The organism is Arthrobacter sp. D5-1 (assembly GCF_017357425.1).
Classification (GTDB): Bacteria; Actinomycetota; Actinomycetes; order Actinomycetales; family Micrococcaceae; genus Arthrobacter.
This window is the reverse complement of the sequence record NZ_CP014571.1, coordinates 4,435,118-4,457,103: the sequence shown is the minus strand read 5'-3', so window position 1 is coordinate 4,457,103 and position 21,986 is coordinate 4,435,118. Positions and strand designations below refer to the sequence as shown.

General features: G+C 61.9%; 19 protein-coding genes. 12 read left to right on the top strand and 7 right to left on the bottom strand.

Annotated features, from left to right (window positions below; genetic code table 11):
* Position 1: 1 nt before the first annotated feature.
* Entirely contained in the window at positions 2-331 is a 330-nt protein-coding gene (locus AYX22_RS20520) for a PadR family transcriptional regulator (protein ID WP_207595313.1), read from the bottom strand.
* 139 nt (positions 332-470) lie between these two features.
* Between AYX22_RS20520 and AYX22_RS20515 the strand changes: the two genes are divergently transcribed.
* From AYX22_RS20515 to AYX22_RS20500, 4 genes are all read left to right on the top strand, one after another.
* A complete protein-coding gene (locus AYX22_RS20515) occupies positions 471-941 on the top strand; it encodes a GNAT family N-acetyltransferase (protein ID WP_207597671.1) in 471 nt (156 codons plus the stop codon).
* 107 nt (positions 942-1,048) lie between these two features.
* On the top strand, positions 1,049-2,506 hold the full coding sequence (locus AYX22_RS20510) for an HNH endonuclease signature motif containing protein (RefSeq protein WP_207595312.1): 1,458 nt from the start codon (positions 1,049-1,051) through the stop codon (positions 2,504-2,506).
* Between the two features lie 27 nt (positions 2,507-2,533).
* Positions 2,534-2,974, top strand: a complete 441-nt coding sequence (locus tag AYX22_RS20505; RefSeq protein ID WP_207595311.1) for a MarR family transcriptional regulator — start codon at positions 2,534-2,536, stop codon at positions 2,972-2,974.
* A 47-nt stretch (positions 2,975-3,021) separates the two neighbouring features.
* The gene (locus AYX22_RS20500) at positions 3,022-4,260 is read left to right on the top strand and encodes an MFS transporter (RefSeq protein WP_207595310.1); all 1,239 of its coding nucleotides are present in this window, start codon (positions 3,022-3,024) and stop codon (positions 4,258-4,260) included.
* Positions 4,261-4,333: 73 nt separating this feature from the next.
* Here AYX22_RS20500 and AYX22_RS20495 read toward each other — a convergent pair whose 3' ends face one another.
* The 3 genes from AYX22_RS20495 to AYX22_RS20485 all read right to left on the bottom strand — a co-directional run bounded on the left by AYX22_RS20495 (position 4,334) and on the right by AYX22_RS20485 (position 8,703).
* Entirely contained in the window at positions 4,334-5,803 is a 1,470-nt protein-coding gene (locus AYX22_RS20495) for a sugar porter family MFS transporter (protein ID WP_207595309.1), read from the bottom strand.
* Positions 5,804-6,136: 333 nt separating this feature from the next.
* The gene (locus AYX22_RS20490; protein WP_207595308.1) at positions 6,137-7,507 is read right to left on the bottom strand and encodes a formimidoylglutamate deiminase; all 1,371 of its coding nucleotides are present in this window, start codon (positions 7,505-7,507) and stop codon (positions 6,137-6,139) included.
* Positions 7,504-8,703, bottom strand: a complete 1,200-nt coding sequence (locus AYX22_RS20485; protein ID WP_207595307.1) for an allantoate amidohydrolase — start codon at positions 8,701-8,703, stop codon at positions 7,504-7,506. Before AYX22_RS20485 ends, AYX22_RS20490 begins: the two co-directional genes overlap by 4 nt.
* Positions 8,704-8,936: 233 nt before the next feature.
* Here AYX22_RS20485 and AYX22_RS20480 point away from each other — a divergent pair, with 233 nt between their 5' ends.
* From AYX22_RS20480 to AYX22_RS20450, 7 genes are all read left to right on the top strand, one after another.
* Complete coding sequence (locus AYX22_RS20480) at positions 8,937-9,623, top strand: IclR family transcriptional regulator (protein ID WP_347565721.1); 687 nt, start codon at positions 8,937-8,939, stop codon at positions 9,621-9,623.
* Positions 9,620-10,723 carry an ATP-binding cassette domain-containing protein gene (locus AYX22_RS20475; RefSeq protein ID WP_207595305.1) on the top strand — a complete coding sequence of 368 codons (1,104 nt, stop codon included), beginning with the start codon at positions 9,620-9,622 and terminating at the stop codon, positions 10,721-10,723. The genes AYX22_RS20480 and AYX22_RS20475 overlap by 4 nt, the downstream gene beginning before the upstream one ends.
* Positions 10,723-11,373 (top strand): ABC transporter permease, encoded by a 651-nt coding sequence (locus AYX22_RS20470; RefSeq protein WP_014923069.1) that lies wholly within the window; start codon positions 10,723-10,725, stop codon positions 11,371-11,373. The genes AYX22_RS20475 and AYX22_RS20470 overlap by 1 nt, the downstream gene beginning before the upstream one ends.
* Positions 11,334-12,086 (top strand): ABC transporter permease subunit, encoded by a 753-nt coding sequence (locus tag AYX22_RS20465; RefSeq protein WP_017198652.1) that lies wholly within the window; start codon positions 11,334-11,336, stop codon positions 12,084-12,086. The genes AYX22_RS20470 and AYX22_RS20465 overlap by 40 nt, the downstream gene beginning before the upstream one ends.
* Before the next feature lie 96 nt (positions 12,087-12,182).
* Entirely contained in the window at positions 12,183-13,097 is a 915-nt protein-coding gene (locus AYX22_RS20460) for an ABC transporter substrate-binding protein (RefSeq protein ID WP_207595304.1), read from the top strand.
* Positions 13,098-13,140: 43 nt separating this feature from the next.
* Entirely contained in the window at positions 13,141-14,877 is a 1,737-nt protein-coding gene (locus AYX22_RS20455) for a urocanate hydratase (RefSeq protein ID WP_207595303.1), read from the top strand.
* Positions 14,878-15,407: 530 nt separating this feature from the next.
* Entirely contained in the window at positions 15,408-16,856 is a 1,449-nt protein-coding gene (locus AYX22_RS20450; RefSeq protein WP_207595302.1) for an aromatic amino acid lyase, read from the top strand.
* A gap of 119 nt (positions 16,857-16,975) precedes the next feature.
* Here AYX22_RS20450 and AYX22_RS20445 read toward each other — a convergent pair whose 3' ends face one another.
* Both AYX22_RS20445 and rraA read right to left on the bottom strand, forming a co-directional pair.
* On the bottom strand, positions 16,976-18,628 hold the full coding sequence (locus AYX22_RS20445; protein ID WP_207595301.1) for an MDR family MFS transporter: 1,653 nt from the start codon (positions 18,626-18,628) through the stop codon (positions 16,976-16,978).
* Between the two features lie 132 nt (positions 18,629-18,760).
* Positions 18,761-19,234: a ribonuclease E activity regulator RraA gene (rraA, locus tag AYX22_RS20440; RefSeq protein WP_207595300.1), complete on the bottom strand. Its 474-nt coding sequence runs from the start codon at positions 19,232-19,234 to the stop codon at positions 18,761-18,763.
* Between the two features lie 157 nt (positions 19,235-19,391).
* Here rraA and AYX22_RS20435 point away from each other — a divergent pair, with 157 nt between their 5' ends.
* The gene (locus tag AYX22_RS20435) at positions 19,392-20,696 is read left to right on the top strand and encodes an MFS transporter (RefSeq protein ID WP_207595299.1); all 1,305 of its coding nucleotides are present in this window, start codon (positions 19,392-19,394) and stop codon (positions 20,694-20,696) included.
* Positions 20,697-20,698: 2 nt separating this feature from the next.
* On the opposite strand, the gene AYX22_RS20430 is transcribed toward AYX22_RS20435, so the two are convergent.
* Positions 20,699-21,943: an FG-GAP-like repeat-containing protein gene (locus AYX22_RS20430; RefSeq protein ID WP_207595298.1), complete on the bottom strand. Its 1,245-nt coding sequence runs from the start codon at positions 21,941-21,943 to the stop codon at positions 20,699-20,701.
* Between the last annotated feature and the right edge of the window lie 43 nt (positions 21,944-21,986).

The window sequence follows — 21,986 nt, the reverse complement described above, 5'->3', positions numbered from 1 at the left end:
GTTAATTTCCTTCCTTGCGGAGCTGTTCAAGCCGTTCGGACAAGAAGCTCCAGGTGTTCCAGAATTCATTCAGTTCTTTTTGGCCCTGGGGGTTGAGCGTGTACACCTTGCGGGGTGGTCCTTTTTCGGAAGGCCGCTTTTCAACGTCCACCAACCCCCTTTGTTCGATCCTGACCAGCAGCGCGTACACGGTGCCCTCAGCAATCTCGGTGAAGCCCTGCTCCCGGAGCAACGTGGTGATCTCGTATCCATACGCTGCCTTTCCGGTCAGGAGGGCCAGCACAATGCCCTCCAGTGTGCCTTTGAGCATCTCCGTCATCTGCTTGCCCATTGGACACCTCCTTCAGTACTCAGTATTACTAGCTACCACTACATAGTAGAACTAAGTACCGGTACTTAGCAATACTGAGTTCTGGTCTAAATGGCATGCTGGGGTGGTGACTGCAGAATCTGGTACCTCGCCCACGTTGATGACCGCCGACGTCGGGCTTGGTACCTTCAGCCTTCGGCGCGCCACCAAAGCCGACCTGCCGCGGATCCTCGCGCTGCTCGCGGATGACCAGCTGGGTGCCACCCGCGAAGATGCCGCCGATTTAGTGCCCTACCAGAAGGCTTTTGACGCGATCGACGCCGACCCGGCCCACCTCCTGGTGGTGGGCGAGCTCGCGGGCGAAGTGGTGGCCACGTTCCAGCTCAGCTACCTGCCCGGCTTGTCCCGTAAGGGTTCCTGGCGTGCCCAGATCGAGGCGGTTCGGGTGTCGGACGTGCTGCGTGGCCAAGGTGTCGGGGCGCTGATGATCGAGTGGGCACTTGAGCAGGCCCGGGAGCGGGGTTGCTCCCTGGTGCAGCTCACCACCGACAAATCCCGTACGGCAGCGCACCGTTTCTACGAGCGGCTCGGCTTTGTAGCCAGCCATGAGGGCATGAAGCTGACGCTCTGAGGGGTGACGCGCGCCTGCGGTAGTTTGCTGGACCCGGGATGCGGTTGTTTTCCACATAGGGAGATTTCGGCCTTATGGCGCCCGTAGCCCGCTGGAAGAGTTGGGCCATGGAGAAGATTCGTGAGCGGCCAGCGATTGATTCGGACGCACATGCCCTGCTGTTGGGGTTTCGCTCTGACGGCTCCGTGCCCAGTGTCTCCGCCCTCACGGGGCTGCTGAAGGCTCTTTGCCTCGGGTCGAGCAGCGGTGAGCTGATTGACCAACTGCGTGGTTTGGAGGATATGAAGTCCGCTATCGCAAGTGTCCAGGCCAGGGCGGCCGTAGCCTTCGACCTCGCGCAGCGCCGCGAGCAAGCGTCGGCCGGCATTCCCATCTCCGAGCAAGGGCAGGGCACAGGGGCGCAGGTAGCGTTGGCGCGTCGCGAATCACCAAGCCGGGGCTCACGTCTCCTTGGGTTGGCGAAGGCGTTGGTGACGGAGATGCCGCGCACCATGGCTGCGTTGGAATCCGGACAGCTCAATGAATGGCGCGCCACTTTGCTCGTGAAAGAGACAGCCTGCCTCTCCTTGGAAGATCGGCGCGCCGTGGACGAGGAACTCGCACCTGACGCAGGCACCTTCGACGGTGTCGGCGACAAAACCCTCATCGCCGCAGCGAAAGCCGCCGCTTATCGGCGCGATCCCCGAACTGTTGCCCAGCGCGCCAGCCAGGCTGCCACGGAGCGGAACGTCAGCCTGCGCCCCGCGCCGGATGCCATGACGTATTTGACCGCCCTGCTTCCGGTCGCCCATGGGGTTGCCGTCTATGCTGCGCTCACCCGGAAGGCAGATTCTGTGCGTTCCGCTGGTGAATCACGGAACAGAGGCCAAGTCATGGCAGATACCCTCGTCGAACGCATTACCGGCAGGCGCGGCGGAATCAGTGGAGTCGACCTCGAGATCATCATGACGGACCGCACGCTTTTGCAGGGGGACAGTGAGCCAGCCCGTCTCAAGGGCTACGGAATCGTCCCGGCGGCATGGGCGAGAGCCTTGGTTGGCGCCGGAACAGCCGCGTCGGACGAGTCCCGTGGGGGGTGGCCGTCTGCAACGGGCGATAGTCCGCCGCCAACGAAGGATCCGGAGTTCACTGTCTGGCTTCGCCGCCTCTACACGGTGCCGTCCACAGGGGAGCTCATCACCATGGACTCCAAGGCGCGGCTCTTTCCCCCTAGGTTGAGGCGTTTCATCGAAGTCCGGGACGATACCTGCCGCACGCCCTACTGCGACGCGCCCATTAGGCATATCGATCACATCGTCCCTTGGCAATCCGGTGGCACTACCACCGTGACCAACAGTGCGGGACTCTGCGAAGCCTGCAACCACACCAAGGAAAACCCTGGCTGGGCGGCGCAGCAGTTGCCTGGCGACGTCCACACGTTGGAAATCAGCACGCCAACAGGGCATAGCTACCGATCAACAGCGCCGCCCCTCCCAGGGCACAGCCGATCAGTGAAGTTGCCGGACTTCGAATCCGGGGCTGGGCGGGAGAATTTGGCTCAAGCAGACCACTGTATTGACTCTTAGGTTACCTAACTATTAGGATGCCTAAATATGAGTTCTTTTGATCCCCGGTTACTTGATCTCGCACAGGAATTTCGCGAGTCACTACGACTCGGCGTCTACATGTTCCGCCGCCTCGATCCTGAAGGCGACCTTACCGCCGCGCAGCTCAGCCTGCTGTCCATGATCTCCGACGGTGGCCTCCGAGTGGGCGACGTCGCCAAGAACCTGGGCATCAAGGTCCCCAGCGCCACCGAGCAAATCATCAAGCTTGAGCGAACCGGCCTGGTCACCCGCCAGCAGGATCCGGACGATTCGCGAGCAGTCCAGGTGGTCATCACCGAAGCCGGGGCGTCCGCCGTCGAGTCTGCCAATCAGCGGCGCAACGCCATGGTGGCCGAACTGCTTCAGGACCTCAGCAGTGAGGAAATCGAGCGTCTCGCCTCGGCATTGCCCGTGATCGCCAAGCTCAACAGCTCGTTCCAGAACTAAGAAAATCCAGCACCACCAGAAAACCAGCACCGACAAGGAGCCATTGAATGTCACGCCAGTTGGCTGACGCTTCAGCAAGCGCCGAAACAACCCTCGAAACCACGCTGGAGGCTGAAAAAGCCTCCTTCCTCAAGCAGCCAAAGGCCGTGTGGGCCACCGCGCTCGCCGCCGTTTTTGCCTTCATGGGCATCGGCCTGGTGGACCCCATCCTGCCGGCAATTGCCAAAAACCTTGAGGCGTCCACCAGTGAAGTGTCGCTGCTGTTCACCAGCTACTTCCTGGTGACGGCCATCGCCATGTTGATCAGTGGTTTCGTGTCGTCAAGGATCGGTGGCAAGAAAACGCTGCTGATCGGCCTGGCTATCATCGTGGTGTTCGCATCGTTGTCCGGCTTTTCCGGCAGCGTTGAACAATTGGTCGGGTTCCGTGCCGGCTGGGGTCTCGGTAATGCCCTGTTCGTTGCGACAGCCCTTGCCGTGATCGTCGGTGTGGCCAGCGGTGGAACCGGTACGGCCATCATCCTTTACGAAGCAGCCCTGGGCCTGGGTATCTCGCTCGGCCCACTGTTGGGCGCGCTCCTGGGCGGGTGGCAGTGGCGCGCCCCGTTCTTTGGTACCGCGGTCCTCATGGCGGCAGCCCTCGTGGCACTTCTGGCCCTCCTGCCAAAGACGCCCGCCCCGGCAAAGAAGTCCCGCTTGCGTGACCCGCTCCTGGCATTGGGCCACAAAGGACTCCGCACCACAGCAGCCAGTGCGCTCTTCTACAACTACGGGTTCTTCACCATTCTTGCCTTCACACCCTTCATCCTGGGCATGGACGCTTACGGAATTGGGGGAGTGTTCTTCGGATGGGGTGTCGCAGTCGCCGTATTCTCGGTATTCGTTGCTCCCGTTCTGCAGAAGCGCTTTGGCGCCGTGAAGGTCCTGACCGGCACGCTGGCTGTCCTCATGCTTGACCTGATCGGGCTGGGACTTGCTGCGGGGCAGTCGGTGACAACCGTCGTCGTGCTTGTCATCGTGGCGGGTGCCCTGCTGGGCATCAACAATACGGTCTACACGGAACTGGCCATGGGCGTTTCTGATTCGCCACGTCCGGTTGCTTCCGCGGGCTACAACTTTGTGCGCTGGATGGGCGGTGCACTGGCTCCCTTCGCGGCTGCGCAGCTCGGTGAGCACTTCGGACCGCAGGTTCCGTTCTTTGCCGGCGCGCTGGCCATGGTGATCGCGATCGTCATCTCCGTCAGTGGTCGCGGGTACCTGACATCGCACGAGCCACACCTCGTGTAGTGGCCTGCGCCTCAACGAAAATCCCAGACACGGAAAGGCCCGGCGGAATCAATCCGCCGGGCCTTTTGTGCGTCTATTTGGGTTCGTCGGAAGCGACAGGCAACGGCGCCACTGGCGCGCCTTTGGGAACGAACAACGTTTCGGCCTGCTCCAGCGACATGCCGTTCGTCTCAGGGACCTTGAACATTACAAAGAAGAACGACGCCGCAGCGAACGCAGCGTACATGGCGTACGTCAGGGGGAGTGAACCTGCTGCCATGATGGGGAAGCTGAGCGTAATGGCGAAGTTCGCGATCCACTGAGCGGCGGCAGCAAGGCCGAGTGCGCGGGCGCGGATGCGGGATGGGAAGATCTCACCCAACAGCACCCACACGAGCGGACCCCACGAGGCGCCGAAGCTGATCACGAACACGTTGGCGGCAACCAGGGCAACAGGGCCCCAAGCGCCGGGAAGAGTAATCTCCGAGCCGGAACCGGTTGCCGAAGAGAAGGCCAGCGCCATGACGCCCAAGGAAGCAGCCATGCCGATGGAGCCGGTGAGCAGGATGGGTCGTCGTCCAATGCGGTCCACTAAAGCGATAGCCACGAGGGTCACCAGGATGTTGGTCACGGATGTGGCGACGGAGATCGTGAGGGAGTCCTTTTCCTGGAACCCGACAGCCTTCCACAGCGTAGTGGAGTAGTAGAAGATGACGTTGATGCCGACGAACTGCTGCAGCACGGATAGGATGATGCCGATCCACACGACTGGAAGCAGGCCGAACCTGTTGCCGCGCAGGGAGCCCTTCTTGGTGGACAGCTTTTCCTGCTGGATGGATTCGCGGATCTCGCGGATGTGCCGCTCGATGTCGTCGCCGGGGATCAGATTGTTGAAGATGGTACGGGCCTGGTCTTCCTTGCCGTTGAGCACCAGGAAGTGAGGGGACTCGGGCAAACGGTAAGCGATCCAGCCGTAGACGGCCGCCGGAAGGGCACAGGCGATAAACATCCAACGCCACGCCTCGATACCAAGCCACAGTGTGCCGCCGGCGCCGCCTGCCGAGTTGGCAAGAACTGCGTCAGAGAGCAGCGCAGCGAAGATGCCTGTGGTGATGGCGAGCTGCTGGAGCGAAGCCAGACGCCCGCGCACGTGGCGGGGCGAAATCTCGGAGATGTAGGCGGGAGCAATGACCGAGGCAAGGCCGATGCCCAGACCGCCGACGAGCCGCCAGAAAATCAGGTCCCATACGCTGAAGGCGAGGCCCGTGCCGACGGCGCTCACCAGGAAGAGCAGGGCGCCGATCTTCATAGCCGGGATGCGTCCGTAGCGGTCGGCGATCTTGCCGGCAAAATAGGCGCCGGCGGCGCACCCCAGCAACGCAACAGCAACGGCGAAGCCGGTTAGTGCCTCGCTCATGACGAACTCGTCCGCCATCGCGTCCACGGCGCCGTTGACCACGGAGGAATCGAAGCCGAAGAGGAAACCGCCCACCGCGCCGGCGACGGCCAGGCCGATCACTTTCCGCGAAACGGGGGGCGCGCCTTCGGTGCTGGAACTGGACATGGGTCTCCCTTGGGGAATGGTGTTGTGGGAGCGAGGTGCGGGACGTCGTCGGCTGTTCCGACGGGGACGCCGGTGCACTCGCGCTACACAGTGTGGCACGTCATATCGCTCCAGTTCCAGTCAAGTGACCGACGTGACATGCATTCAGATAATTAACGTATGTGCGTCTGTTTGGTGGCTGTGTGTTTGCTGGGCGGCTCCTCCGAGTGCCCTTTGGTCCGAAAAAGGGCGCTATTGGCGGAACTACTTGAACGCAATGCGCGACGACGGGCCGTCCCCTTATGGGGCTAAATGACGCCCCGCCGTCGCCACCTTCCGGACGTACCGGCGGCGTTAGGAGAACTCCTTAAGTGCTTCAGTCAGGAGGGCCCCTGGAGCCCCAAGGCGTGCGTGCACCCCGGTCGAGGCGATCAGTTCGCCACCGATGACTACCTGCGTGACATCACTCGCCGTCGCACTGAAAGCCAGTTGCATGGGCCGGGATCCCGCGGTCCGGGTGGAGGCGGGGTTGATGATCATGATGTCGCAGACCCCACCCACTTGAAGGGCCTGCGGGGCTACGGGGGTGGCCATGGAACGAGTGGCTCCTTCAGTGGCCGCGCCCAGCAGTTCCCCGGGCGAAAACCTTCCGCGCTGCCCGCTGCCCAGCCGTTCCCCATGTTCCAAGGTGCGCATTTCAATCCAGGGGTCGATCACTGCATGCTGATCAGTGCCCAGGGCGATGGTGGCTCCGGCGTCGCAGAGTTCCCGGGCAGGGCCGATCCCATCTGCGAGATCGGCTTCCGTGCTCGGACACATCACCACGGTGGTGGATGCTCCGCCGAGCAACGCTATGTCTTCCTGGGTCAAGTGGGTGGAATGGACAGCTGAAAGTCTGGAAGACAAGAGGCCGTGGCGTTCCAAGAGTCCGGTCGGAGTGGTGCCATAGGCCGCCATGCATGCGTCATTTTCAGCGGGTTGTTCGCTCAGGTGGATGTGAAGCGGAATGTCCCTGGGCAGATGCTTGGCAACGATCCTCAGGGTCTCTTCCGGCACCGCCCGGACGGAATGCAGGGCAGCGCCGACGCCCACCACTTCGGGCGGAAACTCCTCTGCCATCGCAGTCCGAAGGGAAGCCAGCCGGTCCAGCCAGGCCTGTGCATCCGCGTCCCCGAACCTAGCTTGGTCGGGACTCAGGGGGGTGCCAATTCCGCCCGTCAGATACAGCGTGTCCAGAAGGGTCAGGCGGATCCCGGCAGACGCGGCCGCCCGGGCAAGGGCCAGCTCCATGGCATGAGGCTCCGCATAGGGCGTGCCTCCGGGTTGGTGATGAACGTAGTGGAATTCGGCCACGCTGCTGAATCCGCTGACCACCATTTCGGCGAAGACGGCAGTGGCAAGCTTCTGGTACTTCTCCGGAGTCAGCTCGGACGCGCTCCGGTACATTTGCTCCCGCCACACCCAGAAATCTCCATGTCCATCATGGGTTCTTCCGCGAAGGATCCTGTGGAAGGCGTGGGAATGCGCATTGGCTGCTGCGGGAAAGGCGACGCCCGCCAGAGTTGTGTCACCGGGCAGGGGCTCAACGCCGGTGTGGATGGCAGAGATGCGGCCATTGCTGGTTTCGACACGTACGCCGGTGGCAACCTCTGGAAGTCTACGGCCGCCGTCGCTGTTGCCGTCGTCGCTTGTGGTGATGGCGGTCTCGCACCAGAAGGCGTTCACAGGAGTCCCTCCAAAACATCAGCGAGCGCGACGGCGCCGGCTGAGGCGTCCTCATCGGCCACGTATTCCTCCGGTGAATGCGAAATGCCGCTGGGATTGCGGACAAAAACCATGGCGGAGGGAACGTAGCCGGCCAGCACACCTGCGTCGTGCCCCGCGCCGGTTGCCAGGACGGGTGCGCCTGGCAGTAACTCGGTGATGCGACGGCTTAGGCCGGCATCAAAGTGCACAGTGTCGCTGTACGACTCTTCCGTCAGCGTTACGGTGCAACCTTCCGCGGCTGCGACATCCTGGGCTGCACGGTAGATTCCCTCGATGAGTTGAGCAGTCACGGCGTCGTCGGGATGACGGGCGTCCAGCCAAAGATCCACGCGCGAAGCGATGACGTTGGTTCCGCCTGGAACCGGCGTCAAGCGGCCTACGGTGGCTCGGGCGTCCGGCTGCCTGGCTGCCGTTTCGCGAATGGCGAGGACGATCTGCGCGGCCGCGACCATCGGGTCGGCGCGGTCCGTCATAAGCGTGGTGCCGGCATGGTTTCCTTGACCGCTGACACTGATTTTCCAGCGACCGTGCCCCAGGATGGAACTCCCTACAGCGATGGCGGGGCCCTCCTGCCCCAGCCCCTTTCCTTGTTCGACGTGGAGTTCGACGAAGTCGCCGATGCGCGCCATGGCGTCCGGATCCGGGCCCATGTGACGGGGATCCAAGCCGTTGGCGCTGGCGACGTCGGCAAAGGTGTCACCGTTGACGTCCCGCAGGTTCAGGGCCTTGTCAGTGTCTATCGCACCCGTGAGGAGTCGCGATCCCAGGCAGGCAACGCCAAAGCGTGATCCTTCTTCTTCAGGAAAAACGGTGACCGCCAGCGACCTTGGGGGCTGGAACCCCCGGGATTTGAGGATATCGACGGCGGCCAATGCTGAGGCGACGCCGAGAGGTCCGTCGAATGCTCCGCCGCCGGGTACTGAATCGAGGTGGCTTCCAGTGACAAGTGCGCCCTCTTGGGGTTGGCCCCACCAGGCCCACAGTATCCCGTTGCGGTCCGTCTCGACGTCGAGGCCGCGGTGTTGTGCTTGTTCGACGAACCACTGCCTGAGGTCCAGTTCAGGCGTCGTGAAGACGGCCCTTGAGTATCCTCCGCGCACCGCGTCGCGGCCCACATCCTGGATTGAGGACAAGAGTTGATTGACGGTTTCCACGTTTTCCTCCGATTGAAGACTGCCACCAAGTAAAAACCAGATGCCAACCCATGGCAAGGGTTCGCGCGAGTATTTACACCGCGGAAACATGCCCCGCCCTCCTGCGGGGCATTCGGCGTAATGTAACCGGCCCTGTCTCTCATTTTTCAAAAAACTCTTGCCATTTGATGAAAATTGATTTTTACTAAGTGGCAAGACATGGTGATGTAGACCACTTGAAAGCAGGTCAGGCAGTGGCAGCGGATTCTTCCACCCGAACAGTCGAGAGGGCATTGGCCCTCCTCAGTGCAGTCTGCACTGACGGCTCCATCAGCCTGAGTGACGCAGCGCGAGTGGTTGATCTGTCAGCCAGTACCGCGCTCCGCCTCCTCCGAACCCTCGAAGGCAGCGGATTCGTGACGCGGGATCCCGGGGGCAATTTCCGCCCGGGAGCAAGTGTCATTCAGTTGGGAGCGCTGGCTTTGGGGCAGGAGTCCCTGGTGTCGCTCTGCACGCCGCACATGAAGCGGCTTGTGGCTGAAACGGGCGAATCCTGCTACTTGAGCATTCCCGGTGCTGGGGACACCGGAATCTACATCGCCATCGTAGAAGGTACCCGCTCTGTCCGGCACACCAGCTGGGTCGGCAGGAGCATCCCGCTGGAGGGCTCCGCCGCCGGCAAGGTGCTGACCGGCGGGCAGAACGGCCGCGGCTACGCGATTGTGCGGAGCGGCGTTGAAGACGACATCACGGCCGTCGCCGCACCCATTGTGATCGGCGGCCGAACAGTGGCAGCCCTCAGCATCGTGGTGCCTAGCTACCGCTTGGACGAGGCGAAGGCGCAGACATTTGGCGAGGAACTGGTGAAGGTTGCCGACAACATCCTCGTGGAACCCGACGGAAACCATGAAGTGCCCCAGGAAAGCATGGAAAAGAAATGATCAAATTTGAAAATGTCACCAAGGCGTACCCTGACGGTACGGTGGCAGTCGACGGCCTCAACCTGGAGGCTCCCACCGGAAAGTTGACCATTCTTGTTGGTCCTTCCGGATGCGGCAAGACCACTTCCCTGAGGATGATCAACCGCCTCATCGAACCCACCAGCGGCACCATCTACCTCGATGATCAGCCGACTTCCGGCATGGACGCAGCGTTGCTCCGCCGCAGGATCGGTTACGTCATCCAGCACGCCGGACTCTTCCCGCACAAGACCATCGTTGACAATGTGTCCACCATGCCGCTCCTTCTAGGGGAAAGCCGCCAAAAGGCCCGCACCAAGGCGCTCGAATTGATGGAGCGCGTTGGATTGCCCGCCAGCTTCGCCAAGCGTTATCCCTGGCAGCTCTCCGGCGGACAGCAGCAGCGCGTTGGTGTTGCCCGGGCGCTCGCCTCGGACCCTGCGTTCATGCTGATGGATGAGCCCTTCAGCGCAGTTGACCCTGTAGTCCGCGCCCAGCTCCAGGAGGAGTTCCTTCGCCTGCAGCGCGAGATCGGCAAGACCATCATCATGGTCACCCACGACATCGACGAGGCCCTCAAGCTCGGGGATCAGGTTGCCGTCATGCGCGTGGGCGGCAAGCTGGCGCAAATGGCGTCCCCCTCCGAACTGCTGACCGCCCCCGCTGACGAGTTCGTGGCCGACTTCGTAGGCCGTGACCGTGGCTACCGATCGCTCGGATTTACGAAAACAGCAGGCACGGTGACCATTGGCGAGGAAGCTGTAGTTCAGCTCGGTGCTTCCGCGGATGAAGCCCGCGCCAAGGCGCTGGGTGCTTGGGTGTTGGTAGTCGACGGCGACCGGAAGCCTCTAGGTTGGGCTCAGCAGCAGCTTCTCAACGGTGAGGTGAAGCGGGAGAACCTGAATCTCAGCGGGATCCCGGCAGCAGCATCGGGCACAATGCGCCAGCTGCTGGATGCTGCCCTTTCCTCCCCGAGCCGCCGCGGTGTGGTTGTCAACGAGCATGGCGAACTGGTTGGGACCGTTTCTGCAACAGACGTGGTCAAAGCCATCGAGGCCGAGCCCCACCTGGAGACGATCTGATGAACTTCGAATGGCTGGGCCGCCAGTTCGACAACATCGTTTTCCTGCTCGGCTGGCATGTCCTGCTGGCCGTCACCCCGCTGATCCTGGGGCTTCTCATCGCGCTGCCCCTTGGCTGGTGGGCGCACCGAAGCCGGCGTATCTACCCACTCTTGGTGGGTGTCGCCGGTCTGCTGTACACCGTTCCTTCCCTTGCGCTGTTTGTACTGCTCCCGCTGGTCCTGGGTACCAAAATCCTGGACCCGCTCAACATTGTGGCTGCACTGACCATCTACACTGTGGCACTGCTGGTTCGCGTAGTCGCCGATGCCTTGGATTCCGTTCCTGAAGACACCGTCCAGGCAGCCAAAGCCATGGGCTACCGGGGCTATCAAAGCCTCCTGAAGGTTGAACTTCCCGTCGGTGTCCCGGTGATTTGCGCAGGATTGCGTGTCGCCGCCGTCTCCAACGTCAGTCTCGTCTCCGTGGCTGCGCTGCTGGGCATTCCGCAGCTTGGTTCGCTCTTCACGCAGGGCTTCCAGCTCCGTTTCTACACCCCGATCATCGCCGGCATCGTGCTGTGCGTGGTCCTGGCCATGATCCTGGACGGACTGATCATCCTCATCAACCGGTGGCTGACACCGTGGACCCCCAAGGTGGTGGCATCGTGAACTACTTGTTCGACCCCGCGCACTGGAGCGGCGCAGACGGCATCCCAACGTTGATCGCTGAGCATCTCCTGTACTCGCTTATTGCCTTGGCCATTGCGGCCATCATCGCGGTGCCCTTGGGTATCTACATTGGAGTGACCGGCAAGGGTGTGTTCATGATCGCCGGCCTTGCCAACGCCCTCCGGGCACTTCCAAGTGTTGGTCTGCTGATCCTGTTGGTCCTGCTCATTTCGCCCGCCTTCCCTTCCCGCATGGGCTACGTCCTTCCCAGCCTCATCGTGCTGGTATTGCTGGCAGTTCCGCCAATCCTGACCAACACCTATGCCGGCGTCCGCGCAGTGGATGCTGCCGCCGTCGACGCCGCAAAGGGCATGGGCTTCCGCACCATGAAAATCCTGACGGATGTCCAGTTGCCGTGTTCCCTTCCGCTGGTTTTGTCCGGTGTCCGCAGCGCGCTGTTGCAGATCATCTCAACGGCAACCATCGCCGCGTACATTTCACTTGGCGGCCTGGGTCGCCTCCTGATCGACGGCAAGGCCCAGAACGATTACGGCCAAATGGTGGCCGGGGCCGTCCTTGTCGCCCTGCTGGCATTGTTTTTCGACCAGCTTCTCGCTTTCATCACCCGCCGCGTTGTCTCACCCGGATTGACCCGGCGCACCATTAAGTCGGCCGCTGTGGCCGAACCCGTGAAGACCCCCGTCACGGTCTAATCAACACCCGCGCGCGTGGTTCCGCGCGGATTCACCTCCACCCCACCCCCATCTGGCCGCTGCATGCCTTGCAGCACCCATCTCAGGAGAGTTGACATGAAGAAGTACCTCACCGGATTCACCCTGGCAGCCGTTGCTGCCATCACCCTGAGCGCCTGTGGCGGCGGGGACCCCATGAGCTCGTCAAACACCGCCGCAGCGGGTGCTTCGGGAGACAGCATTATCGTCGGTTCCGCGGACTTCCCGGAAAGCCAGCTGATCGCCAAGATCTACGCCGAAGCACTTAAGGCCAAAGGCGTCGAGGTCACCGAGAAGCCGAGCATCGGCAGCCGCGAGGTGACCATCCCCGCACTGAAGGACGGTTCCATCGACCTCATGCCGGAATACGGCGGCGCACTCCTGCAGTACCTCGACTCCGCCACCAAGGCCGTTTCATCCGAGGATGTCGCCAAGGAACTGACCACCAAGATCCCGGCCGGCCTGACAGTACTGACTCCTTCCGAAGCGGAGGACAAGGATGTCCTCACGGTTAAGACGGAAATCGCCGAACAGTACAAGCTGAAGACCATCGAAGACCTCCAGCCCGTTGCCAAGGAACTCGTTTTGGGCGGCCCGCCGGAGTGGAAGACCCGCCTCAACGGCGTTGCCGGCCTTAAGTCTGTCTACAACCTGGAGTTCAAGGAATTTTCAGCGCTCGACGCCGGTGGTCCGCTCACGCTGAACGCTCTCCTTTCCGGTCAGGTACAGGTAGCCGACCTCTTCAGCACCGATCCTGCACTGGCGGAAAACAACCTCGTGGCGCTTGAAGACAACAAGAACCTCTTCCTCTCTGAAAACATCGTGCCGGTCATCAACGAGAAGAAGTCCACGGACACCATCAAGGAAACGCTGGATAAGGTCTCCGCTGCGTTGACCACCGAGGATCTCATCAAGATGAACGGCCGTGTGGCCAAGTTCGAGGACATCGGCGAAATCGCCAAGGAATGGCTCAAGACAAAGAACCTGGGCTAATCCAGCTGTTCGCTTTTGCCGGTTGCTTTTAGAGGAGTAAAGAATGACTGCCGATTTCACTACTGGAGCCCGCCCGGTCAAGGCTGCCCGGGGTACGGAGCTGACTGCTAAGTCCTGGCAGACGGAGGCGCCGCTGCGCATGTTGATGAATAATCTGGATCCTGAGGTCGCTGAGCGTCCTGATGATTTGGTGGTTTACGGTGGCACGGGCCGTGCGGCGCGTTCCTGGGCTGCGTTTGATGCGATTACCCGGACGCTGGAGACCATGGAGAAGGACGAGACGCTGCTGGTGCAGTCGGGGAAGCCGGTGGGTGTGTTCCGCACGAATGAGTGGGCGCCGCGGGTGTTGTTGGCGAACTCGAATTTGGTGGGGGATTGGGCGACGTGGCCTGAGTTCCGCCGGCTCGAGGCTGAGGGTTTGATGATGTATGGGCAGATGACTGCTGGGTCATGGATTTACATCGGTACCCAGGGCATCCTGCAGGGCACGTACGAAACGTTCGCTGCTGTCGGGAATAAGCTCGCCGCGGAGGGCCGCCACCCCGCGCCGGCGGCGGAAGGTTCCACGGAAGGGCCGCTGGCAGGGACCCTGACGTTGACTGGTGGCTGTGGTGGCATGGGCGGGGCGCAGCCGTTGGCGGTGACGCTCAATGATGGTGCGTGCTTGATTGTTGATGTGGACGAGTCCCGTCTGCGTCGGCGTGTGGGTAAGCGGTACCTGGACGAGGTCGAAACCGATTTGGATGCTGCGATCGCCAAAGTCCAGGCCGCAAAGGACGAGCGCCGCGGCTGGTCCGTCGGTTACGTGGGCAACGCCGCTGAAGTCTTCCCCGAATTGCTGCGCCGCCACAAGGCCGGCGAAGTCACGTTTGACGTGGTCACGGACCAGACCTCCGCTCATGACCCGTTGTCCTACCTGCCGGAGGGCATCACGGTGGCCGAGTGGCACACCGAGGCTGAGGCTGATCCGGAGGGGTTCACCAAGAAGGCCCAGGCGTCGATGGCCCGCCAGGTCCAGGCGATGGTGGAGTTCCAGGACGCCGGAGCTGAGGTCTTTGATTACGGCAACTCGATCCGTGACGAGGCCCGCAAGGGTGGGTATGACCGTGCGTTTGAATTCCCTGGCTTCGTCCCGGCGTACATTCGTCCGTTGTTCTGCGAGGGTCTGGGCCCGTTCCGCTGGGTCGCGCTCTCGGGCGATCCGGAAGACATTGCGGTGACGGACAAGGCCATCAAGGAGTTGTTCCCGGAGAACAAGCACCTCCACAAGTGGATTGACGCTGCGGCCGAACGGGTTGAATTCGAAGGCCTGCCGGCCCGTATTTGCTGGCTTGGGTACGGCGAACGCCATAAGGCTGGTCTGCTCTTCAACCAGCTCGTCGCCGAGGGCAAGGTCAAGGCCCCGATCGTGATCGGCCGTGACCACCTGGATTCGGGTTCCGTGGCGTCCCCTTACCGGGAGACCGAGTCGATGAAGGATGGCTCGGACGCGGTCGCGGACTGGCCGTTGCTGAACGCACTGACCGCTGCATCCTCGGGCGCTACCTGGGTGTCCATCCACCACGGTGGTGGTGTTGGTATTGGCCGGTCCATCCACACTGGCCAGGTTTCCGTCGCTGACGGCACGGAACTGGCAGCCCAGAAACTGGAACGGCTCCTGACCAACGACCCCGGTATGGGCGTCATCCGCCACGTCGACGCCGGCTACGACCGCGCCATCGACGTCGCCAACGAACGCGGCGTCCGCATCCCCATGAACGAGGCTGTTGGCACGCGCTAGCGGATCTCGCAGGAATCCCAGGGCGGCTATGCACAGCATTTTGCGTGGCCGCCCTGGGACAAACCGCAAGCATCAGCTTGTATGCAAAGTCCAAACACACTTTCTGAGAGCGAGGAGACGCACCATGGACAGGCAAAGCCCGGCGGTGTGGGCATCAGCCGCTATCGGAGCACCGGTGACCATGACAAAACAGGGCCACCATCCGTTTCGGGGGATTGTCGCTGACAGGACCGCCGATGGAACCATTCTTTGGGTCCTTTCCAGTACTGGGATTCGGAAGCTTTTCCACGCAGGGGATGGGTTTCATCTGACCCCTGGTGGACGATGACAGCACAACTTTCGCCTCTGGCCCTCCAGCCTGATGCCGGGATTCATGTTCGGGATCGGGAGGAATACCCGCACCGAGCCAATACAGGCGTAGGACAAACCCAGTTATCTTGTCCGGAGGACTGCTTCTACTGCACTGCGCCGGAAACTGATTAGTGCACGAGGCTGATGAGCCCACGCAACTGAAGAGAAAGGATCGGTTCATGATCGTGATCGATGGCTTGACACTGGACTTGGCTGACGTCGCCGCAGTAGCCGACGGCGAGGACGTCACCTTGGCTCCGGAAGCCATGGTCCGAATGGATGAATCGCGGAAGTCTGCGGAAGCTACGGCGCTGCAGCGTCCCGTCTATGGCCGCTCCACCGGCGTCGGAGCGAACCGCGCGGTTTCCCTGATGGAAGCCGACGGCGGGGACACTCACGGACTGAAGCTTCTGCGCAGCCACGCTGTAGACGCCGGCAAGCCTCTTGCCCGCAGGACCGTCCGGGCGATGTTGGTGGTCAGGCTCAGCCAGCTGGCGGCCGGTGGATCTGGAATCAACCCCGTCATTGCCGAAGCCTTGGTGGAACTCATCAACTCCGACGTGGTTCCTGAAATCCGGGAGTTCGGTGGAATCGGAACTGCGGACCTGCAGGCACTAGCCGGAACGGCGCTGACGATGCTGGGCGAACGTCCCCCCTTGGGCAGGGGTGAGGTTCCGGTTCGCCTTAAGGGGTGGGCCACGGCTGATGCCCTGCCCTTCATCAGTTCCAGTGCGCTGACCATTGCTCAAGGGGTCCTGGCGCAACAAAAACTGTCGACGCTTTTGGACAACGCAGCGTCGGTGGCCGCACTCTCGTTCATTGCGATGTCCGGCAATTCCGAAGCTCTGAGTCCGGCCGTGGCGGCAGCGGCGGACACGTCCGCCGTAGCCGATGCCGCACACACTCTTCATTCAATGGTCCAAGGCAGCGGCCAGCCAGCCCGGATCCAAGATCCCTATTGCTTGAGGACGCTGCCGCAGGTCTTCGGGTCCCAAACAGAGGAACTCAAGGCCTTGGGTGCTCTGCTGGGTCGCCTTGTCACAGCAGGACATGAGAATCCGCTCGTACACGGCTTGCCGTCCGACGGCAGCAATGATGTGGCCCACCACGGGCTCTTCCAAATGACCAACCTCGCCCGCCGGGTGGACGCGTTGCAACTGGCTATCGGCGCGGCGTGTGCAACCCACTTGCGGAGGATCGACCTCCTGTGCGACCCCAAATACACGGGCCTGCACCCGTTCCTGGCTGAGGACGGTTCAGGTCAGTCAGGGCTGATGATGCTCGAATATGTGGCCGCGGCCGCCGTCGGCCGGATTCGTGCCAACGCCCAACCGGTTAGCCTGCAGACCGTGGTGCTCTCGCTCGGCGCTGAGGAGGATGCCAGCTTTGCAAGCGTCGCCACAGCGCGGTTGGAGTCGACGGCGGACGCACTCGCCACTGTCGCCGCCAGCGAGCTTGTGTGCGCTTCACGGGCTCTTCACCTGCAGGGGCGGCGGCCCGAAGAGTTTGCCAGCGGCCGCCTGCGCGCCATGATGCGGGCGGGTTTCACCCTGCCCTCCGAGGTGGAGGACCGCGACCTCCGCGGGGATCTGGAGCAGGCCATCGAGATCATGAGGGCTTCGCACTAGAAGCAATCGACCGAAATAGACGAATCCGGCAGCTCAAGGAAAACGGCAGGCAGTCCGAGGACTGCCTGCCGTTCTTCGCGGACCAACTCGTGACCGACCAACTCGTGATGAGCCGGCGACTAGTGTGCGGGCACCGATTCCTTGGCTGCAGCCTTCGGGTCGGTGAGCTTCTTGTTGGGCAGCGCGAAGCTGATCAGGAACGCGATGAGCATGAGTCCGGCTGCCGTGAGCATGACGATATCTATCGCCTGGGCAAAGCCCTCGGTGATGGGCCTGGTCAGCGTGCTGTTGGCAGTGTGGAGCCAACTGGTGTCGTTCAAGGACTCGTTGTTGGCGCCGTTCTTGAAGAAGTCGAACAGCTTGGCGTTGGCGGGGTCGGATGCCACGGCCGGGTCCTTCATGACCGCTTGGTAGTCCGGGCTGGAAGCAGCGGTCTTCATACCGTCGGCGATCTTGTCGGCCGCGACGCTGAACAACATGGAGATGAACACGGCAGTGCCTACTGCGCCACCCATCGAACGGAAGAAGGCGGCCGTGGACGTGCCCACGCCCATGTCCTTGGGCGGAACGGACACCTGCATGGCGAGGGTGAGCGGCTGCATGCAGAATCCCAGTCCCACGCCGAAGAACACGGCGATCAGGCCCGGTACCCATAAACCGGTATCCACGCCGAGCACCAAGCCCATGACGGTGGCAGCGCCTGCCAGGATGGCTGTGCCCATGATCGGGAAGACCCTGTAGATACCGGACGACGAGATGGTGCGGCCGGCCGAAATGGAACCGAACAGGATGCCCACTGTAAACGTGATCATCATCAGACCGGCCTCGGTGGGTGTGAGGCCCTTTACCAACTGCAAGTACATTGGCAGCATGGCGATGGCACCGAACATGCCAATGCCGATAATGAAGTTCAGCAGCGATGACAGACCGAACGTCATGTTCTTGAAGAGACGCAGCGGAATGAGCGCGTAGTCACCCGCCCGCTTCTCTGCGAGCAGGAACGCCACGATGCCGATGACGCCGAGGCCGTAGCAGAGCCAGGACGCAGCCGACGCCCAACCCCACACGCGGCCCTGTTCTGCTACCAGCAGCAGCGGCACAATGGCCAGCGTGATAGCGGCAGCACCCCAATAATCGATCTTCTGCTTTACGTGCCTCGCAGGCAGATGCAGATACATGAAGACCACCACAAGAGCGGCCAGCCCAATGGGCAAGTTGATGAAGAATACCCAGCGCCAGCCGTCGAAGCCCAGAATATTGGACGTGCCGGCGAAGGCTCCACCGATCACAGGGCCCAGTACGGAGGAAATGCCAAAGACGGACATGAAATAGCCCTGATATTTGGCTCTGTCCTTCAACGCCACGATGTCGCCGATGATGGTCAGCGCCAAAGCCAGCAAGCCACCGGCTCCCAGGCCTTGGATGCCACGGGCGATGGCAAGCTCCGTCATGGAGTGGACGGATCCCGCGTACAAAGACCCCACCAGGAAGATCACGATGGCCACGAGGTAGAGCGGGCGGCGACCGAAGATATCGCTGAGCTTGCCATACAGGGGCGTGCTCACCGTTGAGGTGATGAGGTATGCGGTAGTGGCCCAGGCCTGAAGCGAGAGGCCGTCGAGATCGTTCGCAATGGTGTAGATGGACGTGGACACGATGGTCTGGTCCAACGAGGACAGGAACATGCCGAGCATGAGTCCCACCATGACGGTGAGTGTCTGACGGTGGGTCAGAACCTCGCCGGCGGCCCGGACGGGCGTGGTTTTGGACATATCTTCTCCAGAGGTGGCAGAAAAGTGGATTAAGCAGGATAGTTGCTTTCAGTAACTATCTTACGACCAAGTTGATTCCCGCCGGGAGAATATTTCTTCCACTTTTGCTCTAAGTCGGGCCCCACCGAAGAGTCAGCGCTCGATCAGGATGCCGTCCGGGTCACAGTAGATCATCACGCCGGGTTGGATGCGGACGCGATCGATCACCAGCTCTACGTCCACTTCGCCAACTCCCGTCTTGGCGCTCTTCTTCGGGTTGCTCCCAAGTGCCTTGACGCCAAGGGGCAGGCGGGCGATGGCCTCCCGGTCCCTGATGGCACCATTGATCACCACACCGGACCAGCCGTTGGCCACAGCGCTCGCGGCAATGAGGTCTCCCATGAGTGCCGTCCGCAGAGATGCCTGGCCATCAATGACCAGCACGGCACCCTCACCGGGTGTGTTGAGGACCGTTTTCACCAGCGCATTATCCTCAAAGCACCGGATAGTGCGGACCGGCCCACTGAAATGGGTTTGGCCTCCCAGATTGAGGAACTGAACGGCTATGGACTCCAGTTCCTCGCCGCGCTCGTCGTAGAGATCGGCCGTATTTATTTGCTTGCTCACAGTGCTTCTCCTCGATTGCTGTGAGGCCACACTAGCGCTCGCGAGGGGGCTAAAGCAGCGCTGGCAGCGGCCTATGTGGATAAAGGGCTTAACGGCGGTTCAGTGTCGCTTCGCCGCGCTAGGCTGAATCCAAACATTCAATGAGGGGGAACCTGCCATGAGCTTGTCTGACCTGCCGGGTCCTGTGCCGGATCCTGCAATCGTCCGCGGTGGAAACACCACGGCGCTTGCCGAACCTGTTGCCAGGGTAAGGCCGATCTGGGTTACCGGCGTTGTGCTGGTCAACCTCGGCATCAACGCAGCGTTCTTTGGCCCCCTCCAAGTGCTCCTGGGCCTGCAGGCAGCCCACTTTGATGAAGGCCAGAAAGAAGCGATCCTTGCCTTGGTCACTGGCTGTGGAGCGGCCGTTTCCATGGTGGCAAACCCACTTTTCGGGGCGTTCAGCGACCGCACGACGTCCCGGTTTGGTCGCCGTGTTCCTTGGGTCCTGATGGGCGCCATCCTGGGAGCTGTTGCGCTCGTTGCTTTGGCCGGTGCTCCCAACGTTGCAGCAATGACTTTGCTTTGGTGCCTTGTGCAGGCCGGAGCCAACGCCATGTACGCCGCTATTACGGCCGCCGTACCTGACCGCGTCCCGGTGCCACAGCGCGGAACTGTAGGCGGACTCGCCGCCATGGGACAGACAGTAGGCATTTTGATCGGCGCGGTGATCGCGGCGGTCGTCGTTGGGAACTTTGCGGCCGGGTACTGGCTGTGCGCTGCGGCGTTGCTGGCCGGCGTCGTGCTTTACCTTTTCAAGAATGACGATCAGCAGCTTCCACCAACTGAGCGCCCGCCCTTCAATCTGGCAGACTTCCTCAAGGGCTTCTGGGTCTCGCCCAAACGGTATCCGGATTTCGCGTGGGCTTGGCTGACCCGTCTGCTGGTAAGTACAGGCAACCACATGGTCACGTTGTACTTGTTGTTTTTCCTGAGTGATGCTGTGCGGCTCAAGGAAACTGAGGGAATCGATCCCTCCTTTGGTGTCCTCATTCTTACGGGGCTGTACGCGGTCTCGGTCATCATTACCAGCGTGCTTGGTGGCCGGCTAAGCGACAAGATGGGCAAACGGAAGCCACTGGTGATCGCGTCGTCGGTCATCATTGCGCTGGCCTCGCTGATCCTCGCCTTCGCACCAACGTGGATCGGCGGGCTTGCCGGTGCGGTGGTGTTGGGGATCGGGTTTGGAGCCTACCTCGCCGTCGACTTCGCCCTCATCACGCAGGTCCTTCCCACGGGAATGGACCGCGGCCGGGACTTGGGCGTTATCAACATTGCCAACTCTTTACCGCAGGTGATCGCCCCGTTGATCGCCTCTCCGTTTGTCCTTTACTGGGGCGGCTACGTCTCGCTGTACGTCGCCGCCGCGGTCATTGGGCTCCTGGGAGCGGTGTTTGTGGTGAAGATCAAGAGCGTTGACTAGGCCTAGAAGACCGCGGTGAAGCCACCCCAGCCCCACCCGACGGTGGATTGTCCGTACCATCGGATGTCCGGGCGGCCGCTGTTCAGGTACTCTGCGCCCTTGTTGTAATACATCGTCAGCCGTCCTGCGGTGTCAACGCTGAAGATGTCCACCGTGCCATCGCCATTAAAGTCACCCGCTGAACCCACGAACGGGAAGTCATTGAACCCCCATCCGATATCGGTACGGCTGCCATCCAGCCGGCCGCTCCGGCTGGCTTCATAAAGCCGGAGATAGCCGTAGTTTCGGCTGACAATTCCCAGGTTGTTCGTCCCGCCGAAGTGGCCCACTGTGAAGATCGGATCGCCGTTGACCCAATAGGTGTCAACGCCGTAGGGCTGAAGGAAGCCACCCCTGCCGTTGCCGGGGTAGAGGATGGCCTGGTACCAGCGGTCCACAACAATGAGGTCGTTGCTTCCATCGCCGTTGAAATCACCCGCCGAGGACACGGTCCGGAAATCCTGCCAGCCTTGGCCGATCTGGAAGGCACTCTTCCAGCCGCCGGTTCCGTTGCCCTGGTAGAGGAACAACCGTCCCCGTCCATCGCGGCCAATGACGTCCACTGTGCCGTCACCGTCAAAGTCGCCCGGAGAGAACAGGGTGTTGAAGACATTCCATCCTGTTCCGAGTACTTGGGCTGCACGCCAGTTGCCCAGGCCGTCAGTGGGGTAGAGGAGCAGGCGGCCTGCGGCATCGCGGGCAAAGATGTCCAGGGTGTCGTCGCCGTTGAATCCGCGTGCCCGGGGTTTGGCAGCGATCCTCAGCGGGTAGTCCGCCTGCAGGGTGAGCCGTGACTCGGCGTCGTAGGAGACCGTGACGAAGACGGCGACTACCCTGCCGCGGTCCCCTGGGGTGGCCCGGTAGGTCGAGCCTGTGGCGCCTGGTATGGCTTGACCGTCCCGGGTCCACTTGTAGGTGAACGAAGGCGTGCCACCCTCGGGGATGACGAACGGAGCGTATCCGCCAAGTTCCGCTTTGAGGAGGCCCCCTACGGTGGGGTCGCCAGTCAGTTTTGGCTGCCCCATGTAGACAGTTCGGGCAGCAGCTGGCTGCACCATGAGTTCCTGGCCGGAGTTCTGAAGGTCCGGCGCTGCATCGGCAGGAGCCGCCACCAGCGCACTGCTCAGGGCGCCCACCAGCAGGGAAGCGGTCAGCAGCCGCCGCGCAGGGTTGGGCGCGGTCCACCGCAGGGCAGTAAGAAGGTCCAAGGATTCCCCCAAGAAGTGACTGGCCGGAGGGCCAGCAGAGATC

What these genes read in the sequence shown, in the direction of transcription:
- AYX22_RS20445 (WP_207595301.1), bottom strand. Translation starts at nt 18,628, where the DNA reads ATGTCCAAAACCACGCCCGTCCGGGCCGCCGGCGAGGTTCTGACCCAC.
- AYX22_RS20475 (WP_207595305.1), top strand. Translation starts at nt 9,620, where the DNA reads ATGATCAAATTTGAAAATGTCACCAAGGCGTACCCTGACGGTACGGTG.
- AYX22_RS20500 (WP_207595310.1), top strand. Translation starts at nt 3,022, where the DNA reads ATGTCACGCCAGTTGGCTGACGCTTCAGCAAGCGCCGAAACAACCCTC.
- AYX22_RS20520 (WP_207595313.1), bottom strand. Translation starts at nt 331, where the DNA reads ATGGGCAAGCAGATGACGGAGATGCTCAAAGGCACACTGGAGGGCATT.
- AYX22_RS20510 (WP_207595312.1), top strand. Translation starts at nt 1,049, where the DNA reads ATGGAGAAGATTCGTGAGCGGCCAGCGATTGATTCGGACGCACATGCC.
- AYX22_RS20515 (WP_207597671.1), top strand. Translation starts at nt 471, where the DNA reads ATGACCGCCGACGTCGGGCTTGGTACCTTCAGCCTTCGGCGCGCCACC.
- AYX22_RS20495 (WP_207595309.1), bottom strand. Translation starts at nt 5,803, where the DNA reads ATGTCCAGTTCCAGCACCGAAGGCGCGCCCCCCGTTTCGCGGAAAGTG.
- AYX22_RS20435 (WP_207595299.1), top strand. Translation starts at nt 19,392, where the DNA reads ATGAGCTTGTCTGACCTGCCGGGTCCTGTGCCGGATCCTGCAATCGTC.
- AYX22_RS20450 (WP_207595302.1), top strand. Translation starts at nt 15,408, where the DNA reads ATGATCGTGATCGATGGCTTGACACTGGACTTGGCTGACGTCGCCGCA.
- AYX22_RS20455 (WP_207595303.1), top strand. Translation starts at nt 13,141, where the DNA reads ATGACTGCCGATTTCACTACTGGAGCCCGCCCGGTCAAGGCTGCCCGG.
- AYX22_RS20470 (WP_014923069.1), top strand. Translation starts at nt 10,723, where the DNA reads ATGAACTTCGAATGGCTGGGCCGCCAGTTCGACAACATCGTTTTCCTG.
- AYX22_RS20505 (WP_207595311.1), top strand. Translation starts at nt 2,534, where the DNA reads ATGAGTTCTTTTGATCCCCGGTTACTTGATCTCGCACAGGAATTTCGC.
- AYX22_RS20460 (WP_207595304.1), top strand. Translation starts at nt 12,183, where the DNA reads ATGAAGAAGTACCTCACCGGATTCACCCTGGCAGCCGTTGCTGCCATC.